Genomic DNA, 14,067 nt, shown 5'->3' on the forward strand with positions numbered 1-14,067 from the left:
TCGGGCATGGGAGGCTCGCTCAGTGGTCCTGCCCTTTTGAACGCTTCAACCGGGACGTCGGACCGGAGCGGCGCACCGCCGGCCCGCCGCTCAGTCGCCCTGGGCCTCGGGCTGGAGCTGCTCCACGAACTCGTTGAAGTCGGAGGCTTCGCGGAAGTCCTTGTAGACCGAGGCGTAGCGGATGTAGGCGACCTGATCCAGCGTCTGCAGGGCCGCCATGATCATCTCGCCGATCTGCTTGGACGGGATCTCGCTCTCGCCCGAGGATTCGAGCTGGCGCACCAGGCTGTTCACCACCCGGTCGATGCGGTCGGCATCGATCGGGCGCTTGCGCAGCGCGATGCGCATGGAGCGCAGCAGCTTGTCCCGGTCGAACGGCTCGCGCTGCCCGCCGCTCTTCACCACCGTCAGCTCGCGGAGCTGGACCCGCTCGAAGGTGGTGAAGCGCGCGCTGCAACTCGGGCAGAACCGCCGGCGGCGGATCGCCGAGTTGTCTTCGGTCGGCCGCGAGTCCTTGACCTGGGTGTCCTCGTGTCCGCAGAACGGGCAGCGCATTGGCCTTTTTCCCCTATCTCATTACAGGGCCGGGCTGATCACAGGGTCGGCCTGATCACAGGGTCGGATAGATCGGGAACTGGCGGCACAGCGCCCGGACCCGTTCGCGAACCGAGGCCTCCACCGCGCTGTTGTCGCCGGAGTTGCTGGCGGCCAGGCCGTCCAGCGTCTCGACGATCATGCGGCCGACCTGCTCGAACTCCGCCGTGCCGAAGCCGCGGGTGGTCGCCGCCGGGCTGCCGAGGCGCACGCCCGAGGTGATGGTCGGCTTCTGCGGGTCGAACGGCACGCCGTTCTTGTTGCAGGTCATGCCGGCATGCTCCAGGCTGGCTTCCGCCGCCTTGCCGGTCAGGTTCTTCGGACGCAGGTCGACCAGCACGATGTGGCTGTCGGTGCCGCCCGACACGATGTCGAGACCGCCGGCGATCAGCACCTTGGCCAGCGTGCGGGCGTTGTCCAGCACCGACTGGGCGTAGACCTTGAACTCCGGCCGCAGCGCCTCGGCGAAGGCGACCGCCTTGGCGGCGATGACGTGCATCAGCGGGCCGCCCTGCAGGCCGGGGAAGACCGCCGAGTTGATCTTCTTGGCGATCTCCTCGCTGTTGGTCAGCACCATGCCGCCGCGCGGGCCGCGCAGCGTCTTGTGGGTGGTGGTGGTGACGATGTCGGCCAGCGGGAACGGGTTCGGATAGACGCCGCCGGCGATCAGGCCCGCATAGTGGGCGACGTCCACCATGAACAGCGCGCCCACCTCGTCCGCGATGTCGCGGAAGCGCTGGTAGTCGATGACGCGCGGATAGGCGGAGCCGCCGGCGATGATCAGCTTCGGCTTGTGCTCGCGGGCCAGCGCGGCGACCTGGTCGAAGTCGATCAGGTGGTCGTCCTTGCGCACGCCGTACTGCACGGCCTTGAACCACTTGCCCGACAGGTTCGGGGCGGCGCCGTGGGTCAGGTGGCCGCCGGCCGCCAGCGACATGCCGAGCACGCAGTCGCCCGGCTGCAGCAGGCCGAGCAGCACCGCCTGGTTGGCCTGGCTGCCCGAGTTGGGCTGCACGTTGGCGAAGGCGCAGTCGAACAGCTTGCAGGCCCGCTCGATCGCCAGCGTCTCGGCGACGTCGACATACTCGCAGCCGCCATAGTAGCGGCGGCCCGGATAACCCTCGGCATACTTGTTGGTGAGGACCGAGCCCTGCGCCTCCAGCACCGCCTGGGAGACGATGTTCTCGGAGGCGATCAGCTCGATCTGCTCCTGCTGGCGGACCAGCTCGTCGCGGACCGCGCGGGCCAGTTCAGGGTCGGTCTCCGCAAGGGAGGCGGCGAAGAAGCGGCCGATTTCGGCGCGGGGGGCTGCGGTGGCGGTCATGGCGGGCGGTTCCTTTTCAGCAGAGGTCACTAAAACACGGTCCGGAGGCCCGGCCCCGAAGGCACGGTCCCGAGGGGGGAAGACGGCGGTCAGCCCATCTTGGCGACGCGGCGGCTGTGCCGCTCGCCGCCCTCGAAGGCGGTCTTCAGGAACGTGTCCACACAATCCTTCGCGATCTCCGGCCCGATGATGCGGGCCCCGAGCGCCAGCACGTTGGCGTCGTTGTGTTCGCGGGCGAGCCGCGCGGTCGTCACGTCATGCACCAGGGCGGCGCGGATGCCGGCATGGCGGTTGGCGGCGATGCTGATGCCGATGCCCGAGCCGCAGATCAGCACGCCCCGCTCCGCCCGGCCGCCGGTGATGGCGGCGGCCATGGCCGCGGCGAAATCCGGATAGTCGACGGAGGCCGGGCCATCGGTGCCGAGGTCGAGAACCTCGTGGCCGGCGCCCTTGAGCCAGGCGGCGAGCTGGGCCTTCAGCTCCACCCCCGCGTGATCGGAGGCAAGGGCGATGGTGCGGACGGTCATGACTTCGAGAACTCCGTACGACGAAAGAACAGGACTGGGAAAAGCAGCCCCATGAAAGGCACGGCCGCCGGCCGAAGACCCGGCGGCCGGACGGCGCACCGGACCGACGCGACGGGCCTGCACGACGGACCTGCACGACGGACCTGCATGGCGCGCGCCCGGCGGGATGCCGGCACCCCCGGTCCGGGAGCGGCGTCCCGGCCGGCCGGAACCGCTGCCCATCCCTTGTGCACCGGCGCTGCGTCACGGGCAGGGAAGCTACCAGATGTCGCGATGGATCGCCAGAACGACACAATGGCAAGCGGCGCGTCCGGCGGGGAGCAGAAGCGCGTCGCGCGAAGACCGCGGCGCCGCGGCAGCCCCCGGCACCCGGCGGCGGATGGGCAGTGGCGAGTGGGCGCGCACTGCTTCTCCCTGGCGTTGTCCCCGACGAAAGGTAGTACGGTAACCGGTTCGTTATAGGCAGCGCGACTCGGCCAATTGCCGTGCCCAAGTCCCCCGTCGAATTACAACTGCGCCCCACTAGACGACGCAAAAAGCCCTCATCCAGCCCCGGCGGACGCGACATTTTGAGCGATTGCTGATTTGCGGAAGCCTTTTCGTTTCTCTCCGCCAAAAGCAACTGATTTGAGCCTTGCGGAATTTATATTGACACCCAAATCACGGTATGCAACTTGGTTGCTACGGGCAAATGAAAACCAGGACACTAGGCAATGAGTGACCAGCTTCGCGCCGATGTACCCGACAACGCGCTGCTGCGGATGACGGCCGACATCGTATCGGCGTATGTCAGCAAGAACGTTCTTCCCGCCCAGCAAATCCCCGAGGTGATCAACACCGTTTATTCGTCCCTTACCGGACTGAACGGTCAGCCTCGCGAGACCCCGGCTGAGCCTCTGAAACCGGCGGTTCCCATCCGCAAGTCGGTGACCCCCGAATACATCGTGTGCCTGGAGGACGGTAAGAAGCTGAAGATGCTGAAGCGGCACCTTCGCTCGACTTACAACATGTCCCCGGACGAGTATCGGGCCCGTTGGGGTCTTCCCCCGATTACCCGATGGTCGCGCCGAACTATGCGGCGCAGCGTTCGGAATTCGCCAAGCGAATCGGCCTGGGCCGCAGCTCCGGCCGCCAGACCCGCCGCAAGGCCGGCTGAAGACGGCCGTCGGGCGTCGCGCAGGCTGTCCAAAGTTGACGGGCCGGTCCGCTGGGGCCGGCCTGTTGCTTTTTGTGACCGTTATTTCGGGCAGCGCCGCGGTAACTGGAGGCCGTGCCCGCCGCCTCGCCGCCGGACCGGCCGATTCGGCCCGAGGATTGGGCCTTTCCCTGATCGGGTGCCGCCGGTCACCGCCGGCCGGCCTTGCGCCCCCGCCGGCGGAGCAGCGCCGGCTTGCGCCCGACGCAATTGAGCCCCGCATAAGTTGCGGGGCTTGCGGATCCGGACCGCGCCGCGCCGGTCAGTTGCAGGCGCGCTGCCCGGCGAGACGGCAGTTGAAGCGGTCGACGTTGCGCGTCAGCTCGCGGCCGGTCGAGATGTTCTCGTCGTTCAGGCACTTCAGATAGGCCATGGTGCGGTCGACATACTCCTTCACCTCGGACTGGCAGACCGTCATGCGGTCGGCGCTGACGAAGGTGGCGTTGTCCTCCATGCACACCGGCACGCCGGGCTTCATGCAGCTGTAGGACTGGGCCTGGACGGGCGACAGGGCGACCGCCCCGTGGCCGGAGGACACGCCGGGACCGGCCGCCAGCGCCGGAGAACCGGTCAGGCACAGCATGGCCGACAGACCGATCGCCGCCAGCGCGGCGGCAGGACAAGCGAAAGCAGAACGGCGCATCATCGTCACCCACTCCTTCCAGACCGGCTCCGGCCGCCGGGCGGCGACTGCCGTCCGGACCCGGCTCCTTCTTGTGTGGAGCAGGTTTCTACAAGCGTTACACCCGCTGCGCCAGTGCTCTTGATGCCTCATAGGTCTAGAGTCCGATCCGAGCAGTTCGCCCTACGACCGGCTGGGCAGGGCCGGTCCGGGATGTCAGTGCTCACCATCAGCAGAAGCCAAGACTTGCAAACGCGCCCGCGGGTTCCCCCCGCCGGGCGCGTCTTCTTTGCGGACCGGCGGCACGGGAGTCGGCGGGCGGCTGTCAGCGGGCCGGCCCCTTGCCGCCCGGCGTCCGGGAGTCGCGCGTCTGCACGAAGCGCAGCTTGTTGATGGCGGTGCGCTTCAGCAGCTCCAGGCTGCCCGACGCCGGGCCGGCGACCGAGACCTCCACCCCCGTCTTCGGGTCGATGGCGACCACCTTCATGTAGGCGCCGACGCGGTGGAACTCGAACAGCACCTCGTCGCCGCCCTTCGCACTGGACATATCCCGTTCCTCCAGACTCTCTCCCGCATCTCCGTTCCGCAGGCGCGAAGTACAGGCCCGCCCCGCAGGGGCGAAATACATACCCGCCCCGCAGGGGCGAAATACATACCTCGCCTGACACCCGGCCGGGGGCGCCCGGTACCGGAACCGCGGCGGCGGCATCCTGTTGGTCGGGGCGCGATGACGATGGCACCGGACGTCAACGGCATCGCGCGAACCGACCATTCAGATCCCAGGGAGCACCACCATGGCCGCCAAGACGATGCAGGATCTCCTCATCGAGGAGCTGCGCGACATCTACCATGCCGAGAAGCAGATCGCGAAGGCCCTGCCGAAGCTCGCCAAGGCCGCCCGGTCCGACCAGCTCCGCCAGGCCTTCGAGATGCATGTGGAGCAGACCAAGGGCCAGATCGAGCGGCTGGAGCAGGTGTTCGACGAGCTGGACACCCGCAGCCGCGGCAAGCACTGCGACGCGATGGAAGGGCTGATCAACGAGGCCCGCGAGATCCTGGAGATGGGGCTGGCCCCGGAGGTCCAGGACGCCGCCCTGATCGCCGCCGCCCAGAAGGTGGAGCATTACGAGATCGCCAGCTACGGCACGCTGCACGCCTATGCCACCGCCTGCGGCCTCGACAAGGTGGCGAAGCTGCTGGAGGAGACGCTGAACGAGGAGAAGGACACCGACCAGAAGCTGAACCAGCTCGCCATCGGCGACGTCAACAAGAAGGCCATCCAGGCCAGCGGCCAGAAGGCGGCGTAAGCGCCGCCGGCGCGCATCGTCCGCCCCCCCGTGCTGATCCGGGGCCGGGCGGTGCGCTCTTTTCGCACGCCCGCCGCCCCGTGGACGGCGGGCTTCGCGATTGGACGCGCGGCGGCGGATCCGACATAGTGCGGCATCCTTCCCGTCCTTCATGGTCCTCCGCCATGCGCGGCCCAATCCGCCCGACCGCCTGCCGGTTTCCCGCCCGGTTCCCCGCCCGGCTCCTCGCCGCCCTGCTCCTCGCCGGTGCCGTGCCGGCGCTTCTCCCCGGCCCCGCCATCGCCCCGGCCTTCGCCGAGGAGGGGGCGCCGCCGGCCCTGCCGCCGACGGTGCGCATCAAGCCGCTGATGGTGCCGGTGATCAACCAGCAGGGGCGGATCGAGAAATACACCCAGATCGAGGTCAGCCTGGAGGTCGGCAACGCCACCCGGCTGGGCGACGTGCAGGTGAGCATCCCGCGGCTGCACGACGCCATCCTGACCATCATCTACGCCGGCATCCAGGAAGGCTGGATCGTCCGCGGCAACATCAACAACCTGCCCGCCCTGCGGCGCAAGATCGACGAGGCCTGCGTCGGCATGTTCGGCAAGGACGTGGTGACCCGCATCCTGATCAGCCCGCTGGCCCGCCAAAGCTCGTTCCCGTAACGGCGCGGCGCCGCTACACTGGCCGCCTTCCCCCGCGACGGAGACGGAACGAGCATGGCCGTGGTCTATGTGGCGCGCAGCGCCGCCCTGACGAAATGGGCGTCGGATGTCGGGCTCGGCAAACACACCTTCAAGCTGGGCGTCGCCGCCGACAAGGAGGCCGCCAGGGCGGCGGCCGAGGCCGGCTGGGCCGGCGAGACCGACTGGAAGATCCTGCACAGCCAGGAGGTGGAGGGGCTGAGCGAGGAGGACGCGCTCGCCCGGCTGGGCCGCAGGGAGAAGGCGGTCGACCCCGCCTATTATCCGCGGCTGAAGGGGGCGGCGGGGGTCTACCGCATCTCGCTCGCCAACGTGCAGAACAGCCTGCTGGTCGCCAGGGCGATGGCGTCGGACGAGCCGCTGACCGAGATCAAGGTCAAGCCCAAGGACATCGCCGAGTACATGATCCGCAACGCCGTGCCCTGACGGAGCAAGACCCCATGCCGATCCGCCGCGCGCCCTTCGCCGCGCTGACGAGCCGCGAGCTGCACGACCTGCTGTGGCTGCGCAACGCCGTGCTGGTGGTGGAGCAGGCCTCGCCCTACCCCGACCTCGACGGGCGCGACCCGGAGGCGATCCACCTGATCGCCGCCGACGAGGCGGGGCGGATGCTGGGCGTCGCCCGCTGCCTCGGCCCCGGGGAGGACGGAGCCGTCGCCTTCGGCCGGCTGGCCGTCCTGCCGGAGCAGCGCCGCACCGGCCTCGGCCGCGCGCTGGTCGCCGAGGCGCTGGCCGTGCTGGCGGAGCACTGGCCCGGCCGCGACGTGGTGATCGGCGCGCAGCTCTACCTGGAGCGCTTCTACGGCGGCTTCGGCTTCCAGCGCATCAGCGAGGTCTATGACGACGTCGGCATCCCGCATATCGACATGCGGCTGCGCCGCTGGGTCGACATGCGGCTGCGCCGGTAGCGGCGGCTACTTCAGCGCCTCGTCCAGCTCGACCTGATAGCCGAAGACGAGGCGGTTGGTCTCGTTCGCCATGCCGACCACCGCCATCAGCTCGCCGAACATGGCGTCGGTCATGCCGGCGCGCCGGGCCGCCGCCTCGTGCGAGCGGACGCAGTAGCTGCAGCCGTTGGTGGCGCTGACCGCGACGAAGATCATCTCCTTGACCAGGGGATCGAGCGCGCCGGGGGCCATCACCTCCTTCAGGCTCTCCCAGGTGCGCTTCAGGGTCGCCGGGTCGTGGGCGATCATCTTCCAGAAATTGTTGACGTCCGGCACCGCGCGGGTCGCCTTGATGTCGTCGTAGACGGCGCGCACCGCCGGGCTGGCGTCGGCATGTTGGATCGGGGAGAGCGGCATGGCGGTCCGTCCTTCGGCCTGGGGATGAGGGGTGCCAGTCTATCTCTATCCAAAGTAGGATGAACCCCCTTTTCCCAAGCCTTGCAGTTGACCCAATCTTTACGGTTGTTGTATCAGGTTGGACTCAACTCCGTGCCGGATCCCTCCGCCGCGACACGGGACCGACAGGCCCCGGGCCGTTCGCCAGGGGACCGGAACGGGAGGGACAGGGGCCGGCCACCGGGTGCGGCCGGGTCACCGGGGAGGAAGACCGTGGACGGCGCGACGATGAATCGTGACGAGTCCGCCCTGAAGTCCGGGCCGGCCGCCCCGGATCCGGGTGCCGCCGCCCTGCCGATGGCGGCCGGCGACCTGCACCGGCTGATCGCCCTGCACGAGCGCGCGCCCGATCCCGCCCTGCTCGGCCGGCTGCGCGCCGCCCCGCTGCGCGAGCTGTTCGCCGTGACGCCCGACCGCGACGACGCGCTGCAGGCCATGGCCCTGGTGGACGAGGTGCTGGGCGACCTGCCCGACCCGATCGACCGCGACTCGCTGGCCGGGATGATCGCCGACTTCGACGCGATCCACCGGCAGGACCTCTACCGGACCTGCCCGCAGGAGCGGTCCTGGGTGCCGGGCGACCCCCTGCCCGGCCTGCTGCGCTGGCATGAGGCGGCCGGTCTGACGGCTGGAGGTCCGGCCGCCGGTCCGGCCGACGATCCGGCCGGCGGCCCCGCCCCCGACCATCTGGTGTCGGAGCTCCGCCTGCTCGCCACGCTGCTCGACCGGCAGGACGCCCGGGCGGCCGTGCGCTTCCTGGACGAGCATGTGCTGTCCTGGGTCCCGGCCTTCTGCGGCCGGGTGGCGACGCGCTGCCGCGAGCCGTTCTATGCCGGGGTGGCGATCCTGACCAGCGCCTGGATCGACCATCTGCGCGACTGGCTCGGCGAGTCCTGCGGGCAGCCCCGCCCGGCCGAGACCCCCGACCCCGACCACCGCCGCCGCCGCTGGTCGGACGGCCGCCGGCCGCGGGCCTGCTGCTGCGAGGCCGAGCCGCCCCGGTGATCCCCGGAGAGCGTCAGGCACCAAAGGACCATGACTTACCGGAAAGGCTGAGTTGCCCGGCCCCGGTAATCCCGCCATAGCTAGGCATCGACCGGGCGGCCGGGGGGCGGCGCCGGACGGGTCGGTGCGGACCTCGCCGGGCGATCGGCGGCAGGAGATCGGCATCAGGCGATCGGCATCAGGCGATCGGCGGCAAACGGTGGGTGGCGGACGGTGATGGCGGGGCGGACCTTCGAGGCGCCGGGCGGCAAGACGGGATCGCTGCGGCTGCTGCGGCTGCTGCTGGCGGCCTCCGTGCTGGTGCCCCTGCTGCTGTTCGGCGCCATCGCCTGGCACGACTATGAGGAGGTCAAGCGGGAGACCGGGCGCAACACCGCCAAGACCGCGCAGATCCTGCACGAACACATGACGAAGGTGTTCGACACGCTGAAGCAGGTGATGGACCGGGTTGACGAGCGCAGCCGCGGCATGAGCTGGGAGGAGGTCGCCGGCTCCTACGAGCTGCACCTGTTCCTCAAGGGGCTGGAGCGGGAGCTGGAGCAGGTCGGCGCCATCGGGCTGGTGGCGCCGGACGGCCGGGTGATGGGGGCGAGCCGGACCTTCCCGGTGGGCAACCACTCGATCGCCGACCGCGCCTATTTCCGCGACCAGGCGGCGGCCGACCGCGGCCTGCTGGTCAGCGAGGGGGTGCGCAGCAACATCACCGGCCGCCAGACCTTCACGATCAGCCGCCGGCGCAGCACGCCCGACGGCAGGTTCGACGGGCTGATCGTGGCGACGGTCGACCCCGACTATTTCGCCTCCTTCTACCAGCGGGTTCTGGACGAGCGCAACGAGGTGGTCAGCATCTTCCGCGCCGACGGCTCGCTGCTGATCCGCTATCCGATCCTGCCGCCCGAGCGCACGCTGGTGCTGCGCCCGGACCGCGGCCTGCTGCACTATGCGGCGCAGTCGCCGGAAGGCGTCTACCGCGCCTACGGCCAGGGCGACGGGGTGGAGCGCTATTTCGGCTACAAGAAGGTCGACGGCTATCCGGTCTATGTCGTCTACGCCATCCCGATGCGCGAGGTGCGCGCCATCTGGATGCGCAACGTCGCCGTCTATGCCGCGGGCGCCCTGCCGGCGACGCTCGCCCTGGCGCTGATCGCCTGGCTGGCGCTGGCCCGCACCCGGTCGGAGGCGGCGGCGATGCGCCGCTGGGCCGAGGAGGTCCGCAACCGCGAGGTGCTGGAGGAGGCGCTGCGCCAGTCGCAGAAGATGGAGGCGCTGGGCCAGCTCACCGGCGGCGTCGCCCACGACTTCAACAACCTGCTGACCGCGGCGCAGAGCAACCTGCAGCTCCTCTCCCGCCATCTGGCCGAGGAGGGCCGGCGCTATCTCGGCGGCGCCGCCGCGGCGCTGGAACGGGCCGAGAAGCTGACGCGCCAACTGCTGTCCTTCTCGCGGCAGGAGGCGGTCAACCCCACCGTCATCGAGGTCGGCCACGCCCTGCGCCAGATGGAGGACCTGCTGGAACGCTCGATCCGCGCCGACATCGCGCTGGACTGGGCGATCGCCGACGGGCCGCTGGCGGTCGAGGTCGATCCGGTGCAGTTCGAGCTGGCCGTGCTGAACCTGGTGCTGAACGCCCGCGACGCCATGCCGATGGGCGGGCGCATCCGCATCTCCGCCGCGCCGGGCGCGCAGCCGGACACGGTGGACATCGCGGTGGCGGACACCGGCCGCGGCATGCCGCCGGAGGTGCTGGCCCGCGCCTTCGAGCCCTTCTTCACCACCAAGCCGCTGGACAAGGGCACCGGGCTCGGCCTGTCGATGGTCTACGGCTTCGCCCGCCAGTCGGGCGGCGGCGCGGAGATCGAGAGCAGCCCCGGCCAGGGCACCCGCGTCACCCTGACCCTGCCGGCCACGGCGAAGCCCCTGCCGGCCGCCTCGCCCGCCCCGTCCGCCGCCCCGGCGGCGGCGCGGCCCGTCCGGGTGCTGGTGGTCGAGGACAACGCGCTGGTGCTGATGGCGATCGTCGAGGGGCTGGAGCAGGAGGGCTTCACCGTCGAGACGGCCGAGCACGGCGCGGCGGCGCTGCAGATCCTGGAGCGGGACCAGACCTTCGACATGGTGGTGTCCGACGTGGTGATGCCCTACGGCGTGTCGGGCATCGACCTCGTCCGCCGCATCCGCGAGCGCTGGCCGCGGATCCCGGTGCTGCTGGCGTCGGGCTACAGCCCGGAGTCGCTGGCGACCATGGGGGCCGACACCGCGGCGGTGCTGGCCAAACCCTTCACGCCCGACCAGCTCGCCATGCGCATCCGCGCCCTGCTGGTGCACGAGGCCGCCTGACCCGGCGGGAGCCGGGAGTCGAGGCCGCCGCCCGGATCAGGAGAGGACCGACAGGAACATCGGCGTCCACAGCGCCACGCACCAGACGAGCCCGAGGAAGACCCCGCGGGTGAGGTCGTCGAAGGTCGGGGCGGCCAGCGAGTGCAGGCGCCATTCCAGGGACTTCTCGGCTTCGGGCGTCTGGCCGGTCGATTTCTGGCCGGTCGATTTCTGGCCGGCAGGCTTCTGGGGGACAGGCTTCTGGGGGGCGGATTTGCCGCGGGTCGGGGGGATGCGGGTCTGCATGGCGGAACGATCCGGTGCTGGAGAAGCAGGTGACGGACACACCGCCGCAACGCCCGGACCCGCCCGCCGGTTCCGCCCGCCGCCCCGCCGGAGTCGGGATAGCCCGTCGGGATAGGCCGCCGGGACAGCCCGGAAACGAAAACCCCCGCCCTGGCGGGGGCGGGGGTCTTGCGAAAAGGGCGCTGTCCGTGCCGGGGCTTACTTGCCCGGGCGGATCACCGGGGTGAGCTGGTCGCCCCAGTTGCCGGATTCGTTGTGGTAGCGCGCGGTGCGCATCAGTTCCACGGTGATGCCGGCCTCGACCGCCTTGACGACGGACTCGTTCAGGCGGTGCAGGTTGTTGGCGACGATGCGGATCGCGCTCTCCTGCTCCGGAGACAGCTCGGACCGGTCATCCGGCGGCGCATCCTGGAAACCCGACTTGTTCGCCATGCGATTTTCCTTCCCCTGTTCCCTGGCCCCCGATCACGGCCCGCAAGTTGCGGGCGGGGCCGGCCCCCAAGGATGTAGCACAGTGTGCGCCTGCGGGAAAACTCCCCACGGTGTTCCCCCTTGCGGCAAAGGGCGCGGAAAAGGGCGCGGCAACGGGCGCTGAGAACGGCGGCGCGGAGGGGCGCGGCGGATGGGGCGGGGGCGGCCTGCCTAACAGGGTATGCGCATCGGCGATTGCACGGGCCGTCCGTATCATGCGAAAAAGGTGATATGACCATCCCGTTGTTCTACCGTCCGCCAAAGACGCAACCACGCGCACGGTGCATCAGATGAACGAGACGGCCCTGGACGTGCCGCGGCCCGGCCTGAAGACCAAGGATGCCGGATCGACCGCTGCCTACGGGATTTTCCAGGGCGGCGGCGCCAAGGGCGTCGCCCATCTCGGCGCCTGGGCGGCGGCGGTCGAGTCGGGGGTCGAGTTCGTCGGCGTCGCCGGATCCTCGGCCGGCGCGCTGGTCGCGGCGCTGATCGCCGTCGGCTACACGCCGCGGGAGGTGTTCGACTATGAGCAGGTCGACAAGAACATCGTCACGGGCAGCGGCCGGCAACTGGTGGATCTCGTCGGGCTTGCCGAGTGGAAGGCCTTCGTGAAGGTCAGGCAGGCGCTGGAAAGCGGCTCCCGCCGAAGGCTCGCCCTGCTGGCGCTGCGCTTCGCCCTGACCTGGATCCTGCCGCCGGCATGGCCGAGATGGCTGATGAGCGAGAAGCTGTTCCGCCGCAACATGAAGAGCCAGCGCGGCGTCGCCACCACCGACATCATCAAGGCGTTCTGCAACGACCTGCTGCTCGCCAAGCTGGGGCTGCCGCCCGGATCAAAGCTGGTCACCTTCGCCGACATCCGGCCGGCGTCGGACAACGAGTTCATCCCGCTGAAGATCACGGCGACCAACGTCCTGAAGCAGCGGCTGGAGATCTTCGACGAAGCGACCGAGGACGTGGTGGTGGCGGACGCGCTCGCCGCCTCGATCTCCGTCCCGTTCTTCTTCGCCCCCACCCGCATCCGCCGCGGCGACGGCAGCCTGATCGACGGGGAGTATGTCGACGGCGGCCTGCTGGCCAACCTGCCCATCTGGCTGTTCCGCGAGGAGAAGCTGACCTCCCGCCGGGAGTTCGACTATCTGGGCGACGGCGACCGCTTCCTGCCGGTCTTCGCCTTCTCGCTGACCGACGGCGTCACCCCGCCGATGACGATCCCGGACAAGCCCGACAAGCCGGCGCGCCGGAAGCCGGAGGCGAAGCCGTTCGTCGCCTATGCGAAGTCGGTGGTCAACACCGGCATCTTCGGAAGCCAGCGCCTGTCCGAGCAGTTCATGAACGACGTCTTCCCCATCGAGGTGCCGGCGAACGTCGATTCCATGAACTTCTCGCTGAACCGCACCGACGTGCGCGAACTGGTCATGACGGCAAAGAAGCAGGTCGGCATCCACATCGAGCACGCGATGCTCAAACACAGGAACATCGTCCACATCCTGGCGGAACTGCTTCCGGCGGTGCAGAGGCAACTGGACGGCCTGTACCGCACGCCGGGCGACGCGGAATTCGACGCGCGCAGGCGGAGGATCCGCTTGTTCGTCTTCGTCCCGCACGGCCGGTTCAGCCTGTGCGTCCGGGCCTGCTATTCCGAGGACGGCGACGACAGCGACGACCAGCTGATCGTCGACCGCCGATGCGCCGGCGTCGGCGACGCCTACCGCATCCGCATCCCGACGCTGATCAACATCAAGGAGCATATGCGGGAGAGAAAGGCGCGTTTCACCACGAAATACGAACGTGCTCTCGTCCCCGACTTTGTCGAGACGACCCTCTCCATTCCGCTGTTCAAAGTGCTGGCCGACTGGGACAAGGACTCCGAGGAACGGCGGCAGCCGGTCGGCGTGTTCGTTCTTGACGCTGATTTTGATCTGGGTGTAGCGTACCGCTCTGATTCTTTCGTTCCGTTCCTGATTCGCGAAACGGCGGCGGTGACCAGAGCATTGGACAAGTCGGAACCGGCCGCGTGACGGCAGCACCCGGTGGCAGTACCGGATGACGGTATCGGATGACGATGCCGGGTGGCGGAACAGCCCCTTCCCGATCCGGCGCCCCGTTCCCACATCATCCGCCACAACACGGAGGCAGCCCCCTATGATCGACCGCTCCCGAGAGTGTCTGACCTTACGGCAGGTTGTGGCACGGGCATTGGATACCGATACGCTTTCCGCCCAGGCGCGGCGCGACGAGCTTCTGCAGACGCAGCCTGAGGCCTTCCGCACCTTCACGATGGCGCAGATCGACCGGGGCGGCGAGGCCGACCGCATGGCTGCCCCTTGCGCGCCGGGTGCCGTCACCCGCCGCTGAACGGGTCTCGCGGCAC

16 protein-coding genes and 1 pseudogene are annotated in these 14,067 nt (G+C 69.5%); 9 read left to right on the plus strand and 8 right to left on the minus strand.

Annotated elements, in window-relative coordinates; genetic code table 11:
- Positions 1-90 precede the first annotated feature (90 nt).
- The 3 genes from nrdR to rpiB form a co-directional block, all read right to left on the minus strand.
- Positions 91-555, minus strand: a complete 465-nt coding sequence (gene nrdR / locus DEW08_RS15765; protein WP_109328684.1) for a transcriptional regulator NrdR — start codon at positions 553-555, stop codon at positions 91-93.
- Positions 556-610: 55 nt separating this feature from the next.
- Positions 611-1,918: a serine hydroxymethyltransferase gene (glyA, locus tag DEW08_RS15770; protein WP_109328686.1), complete on the minus strand. Its 1,308-nt coding sequence runs from the start codon at positions 1,916-1,918 to the stop codon at positions 611-613.
- Between the two features lie 89 nt (positions 1,919-2,007).
- Positions 2,008-2,445 (minus strand): ribose 5-phosphate isomerase B, encoded by a 438-nt coding sequence (gene rpiB / locus DEW08_RS15775; protein WP_109328688.1) that lies wholly within the window; start codon positions 2,443-2,445, stop codon positions 2,008-2,010.
- Between the two features lie 713 nt (positions 2,446-3,158).
- Here rpiB and DEW08_RS15780 point away from each other — a divergent pair.
- Positions 3,159-3,601, plus strand: a pseudogene (locus tag DEW08_RS15780) (Ros/MucR family transcriptional regulator).
- Positions 3,602-3,902: 301 nt separating this feature from the next.
- Here DEW08_RS15780 and DEW08_RS15785 read toward each other — a convergent pair.
- Positions 3,903-4,286, minus strand: a complete 384-nt coding sequence (locus tag DEW08_RS15785) for a hypothetical protein (protein ID WP_109328690.1) — start codon at positions 4,284-4,286, stop codon at positions 3,903-3,905.
- A 301-nt stretch (positions 4,287-4,587) separates the two neighbouring features.
- Positions 4,588-4,809, minus strand: a complete 222-nt coding sequence (locus tag DEW08_RS15790; RefSeq protein ID WP_109328692.1) for a DUF6898 family protein — start codon at positions 4,807-4,809, stop codon at positions 4,588-4,590.
- 247 nt (positions 4,810-5,056) lie between these two features.
- On the opposite strand from DEW08_RS15790, the gene DEW08_RS15795 reads away from it, so the two are divergent.
- The 4 genes from DEW08_RS15795 to DEW08_RS15810 all read left to right on the plus strand — a co-directional run bounded on the left by DEW08_RS15795 (position 5,057) and on the right by DEW08_RS15810 (position 7,163).
- The gene (locus DEW08_RS15795) at positions 5,057-5,569 is read left to right on the plus strand and encodes a YciE/YciF ferroxidase family protein (RefSeq protein ID WP_109328694.1); all 513 of its coding nucleotides are present in this window, start codon (positions 5,057-5,059) and stop codon (positions 5,567-5,569) included.
- Positions 5,570-5,733: 164 nt separating this feature from the next.
- Positions 5,734-6,216: a hypothetical protein gene (locus DEW08_RS15800; protein ID WP_245986314.1), complete on the plus strand. Its 483-nt coding sequence runs from the start codon at positions 5,734-5,736 to the stop codon at positions 6,214-6,216.
- A 54-nt stretch (positions 6,217-6,270) separates the two neighbouring features.
- On the plus strand, positions 6,271-6,681 hold the full coding sequence (locus DEW08_RS15805; RefSeq protein ID WP_109328696.1) for a hypothetical protein: 411 nt from the start codon (positions 6,271-6,273) through the stop codon (positions 6,679-6,681).
- Positions 6,682-6,695: 14 nt separating this feature from the next.
- Positions 6,696-7,163 (plus strand): GNAT family N-acetyltransferase, encoded by a 468-nt coding sequence (locus DEW08_RS15810; RefSeq protein ID WP_109328698.1) that lies wholly within the window; start codon positions 6,696-6,698, stop codon positions 7,161-7,163.
- 6 nt (positions 7,164-7,169) lie between these two features.
- On the opposite strand, the gene DEW08_RS15815 is transcribed toward DEW08_RS15810, so the two are convergent.
- On the minus strand, positions 7,170-7,559 hold the full coding sequence (locus DEW08_RS15815) for a carboxymuconolactone decarboxylase family protein (RefSeq protein WP_109328700.1): 390 nt from the start codon (positions 7,557-7,559) through the stop codon (positions 7,170-7,172).
- Positions 7,560-7,826: 267 nt separating this feature from the next.
- On the opposite strand from DEW08_RS15815, the gene DEW08_RS15820 reads away from it, so the two are divergent.
- A complete protein-coding gene (locus DEW08_RS15820) occupies positions 7,827-8,603 on the plus strand; it encodes a TorD/DmsD family molecular chaperone (RefSeq protein ID WP_109329907.1) in 777 nt (258 codons plus the stop codon).
- A gap of 216 nt (positions 8,604-8,819) precedes the next feature.
- Positions 8,820-10,937, plus strand: coding sequence for a hybrid sensor histidine kinase/response regulator (locus DEW08_RS15825; RefSeq protein WP_109328702.1), 2,118 nt, complete (start codon positions 8,820-8,822; stop codon positions 10,935-10,937).
- A 36-nt stretch (positions 10,938-10,973) separates the two neighbouring features.
- Here the strand turns inward: DEW08_RS15825 and DEW08_RS15830 are convergent, their stop codons facing one another.
- Both DEW08_RS15830 and DEW08_RS15835 read right to left on the minus strand, forming a co-directional pair.
- Complete coding sequence (locus tag DEW08_RS15830) at positions 10,974-11,222, minus strand: hypothetical protein (RefSeq protein WP_109328704.1); 249 nt, start codon at positions 11,220-11,222, stop codon at positions 10,974-10,976.
- A gap of 198 nt (positions 11,223-11,420) precedes the next feature.
- The gene (locus tag DEW08_RS15835; RefSeq protein WP_109328706.1) at positions 11,421-11,654 is read right to left on the minus strand and encodes an SMc00767 family acetate metabolism repressor; all 234 of its coding nucleotides are present in this window, start codon (positions 11,652-11,654) and stop codon (positions 11,421-11,423) included.
- A 329-nt stretch (positions 11,655-11,983) separates the two neighbouring features.
- Between DEW08_RS15835 and DEW08_RS15840 the strand changes: the two genes are divergently transcribed.
- Complete coding sequence (locus DEW08_RS15840) at positions 11,984-13,714, plus strand: patatin-like phospholipase family protein (protein ID WP_109328708.1); 1,731 nt, start codon at positions 11,984-11,986, stop codon at positions 13,712-13,714.
- Positions 13,715-13,838: 124 nt separating this feature from the next.
- Positions 13,839-14,051 (plus strand): hypothetical protein, encoded by a 213-nt coding sequence (locus DEW08_RS15845; RefSeq protein WP_109328710.1) that lies wholly within the window; start codon positions 13,839-13,841, stop codon positions 14,049-14,051.
- Positions 14,052-14,067: the final 16 nt, after the last annotated feature.

Origin of the sequence: Azospirillum thermophilum (assembly GCF_003130795.1) — a bacterium.
Taxonomy (GTDB): Bacteria; Pseudomonadota; Alphaproteobacteria; order Azospirillales; family Azospirillaceae; genus Azospirillum; species Azospirillum thermophilum.

Bases quoted from the DNA above. Each gene is read 5' to 3' on its own strand.
- DEW08_RS15825 (WP_109328702.1), top strand. From the start codon at position 8,820: ATGGCGGGGCGGACCTTCGAGGCGCCGGGCGGCAAGACGGGATCGCTG.
- DEW08_RS15845 (WP_109328710.1), top strand. From the start codon at position 13,839: ATGATCGACCGCTCCCGAGAGTGTCTGACCTTACGGCAGGTTGTGGCA.
- DEW08_RS15800 (WP_245986314.1), top strand. From the start codon at position 5,734: ATGCGCGGCCCAATCCGCCCGACCGCCTGCCGGTTTCCCGCCCGGTTC.
- DEW08_RS15820 (WP_109329907.1), top strand. From the start codon at position 7,827: ATGAATCGTGACGAGTCCGCCCTGAAGTCCGGGCCGGCCGCCCCGGAT.
- DEW08_RS15835 (WP_109328706.1), bottom strand. From the start codon at position 11,654: ATGGCGAACAAGTCGGGTTTCCAGGATGCGCCGCCGGATGACCGGTCC.
- DEW08_RS15815 (WP_109328700.1), bottom strand. From the start codon at position 7,559: ATGCCGCTCTCCCCGATCCAACATGCCGACGCCAGCCCGGCGGTGCGC.
- glyA (WP_109328686.1), bottom strand. From the start codon at position 1,918: ATGACCGCCACCGCAGCCCCCCGCGCCGAAATCGGCCGCTTCTTCGCC.
- DEW08_RS15810 (WP_109328698.1), top strand. From the start codon at position 6,696: ATGCCGATCCGCCGCGCGCCCTTCGCCGCGCTGACGAGCCGCGAGCTG.
- DEW08_RS15805 (WP_109328696.1), top strand. From the start codon at position 6,271: ATGGCCGTGGTCTATGTGGCGCGCAGCGCCGCCCTGACGAAATGGGCG.
- rpiB (WP_109328688.1), bottom strand. From the start codon at position 2,445: ATGACCGTCCGCACCATCGCCCTTGCCTCCGATCACGCGGGGGTGGAG.
- DEW08_RS15785 (WP_109328690.1), bottom strand. From the start codon at position 4,286: ATGATGCGCCGTTCTGCTTTCGCTTGTCCTGCCGCCGCGCTGGCGGCG.
- DEW08_RS15795 (WP_109328694.1), top strand. From the start codon at position 5,057: ATGGCCGCCAAGACGATGCAGGATCTCCTCATCGAGGAGCTGCGCGAC.
- DEW08_RS15790 (WP_109328692.1), bottom strand. From the start codon at position 4,809: ATGTCCAGTGCGAAGGGCGGCGACGAGGTGCTGTTCGAGTTCCACCGC.
- DEW08_RS15830 (WP_109328704.1), bottom strand. From the start codon at position 11,222: ATGCAGACCCGCATCCCCCCGACCCGCGGCAAATCCGCCCCCCAGAAG.
- DEW08_RS15840 (WP_109328708.1), top strand. From the start codon at position 11,984: ATGAACGAGACGGCCCTGGACGTGCCGCGGCCCGGCCTGAAGACCAAG.
- nrdR (WP_109328684.1), bottom strand. From the start codon at position 555: ATGCGCTGCCCGTTCTGCGGACACGAGGACACCCAGGTCAAGGACTCG.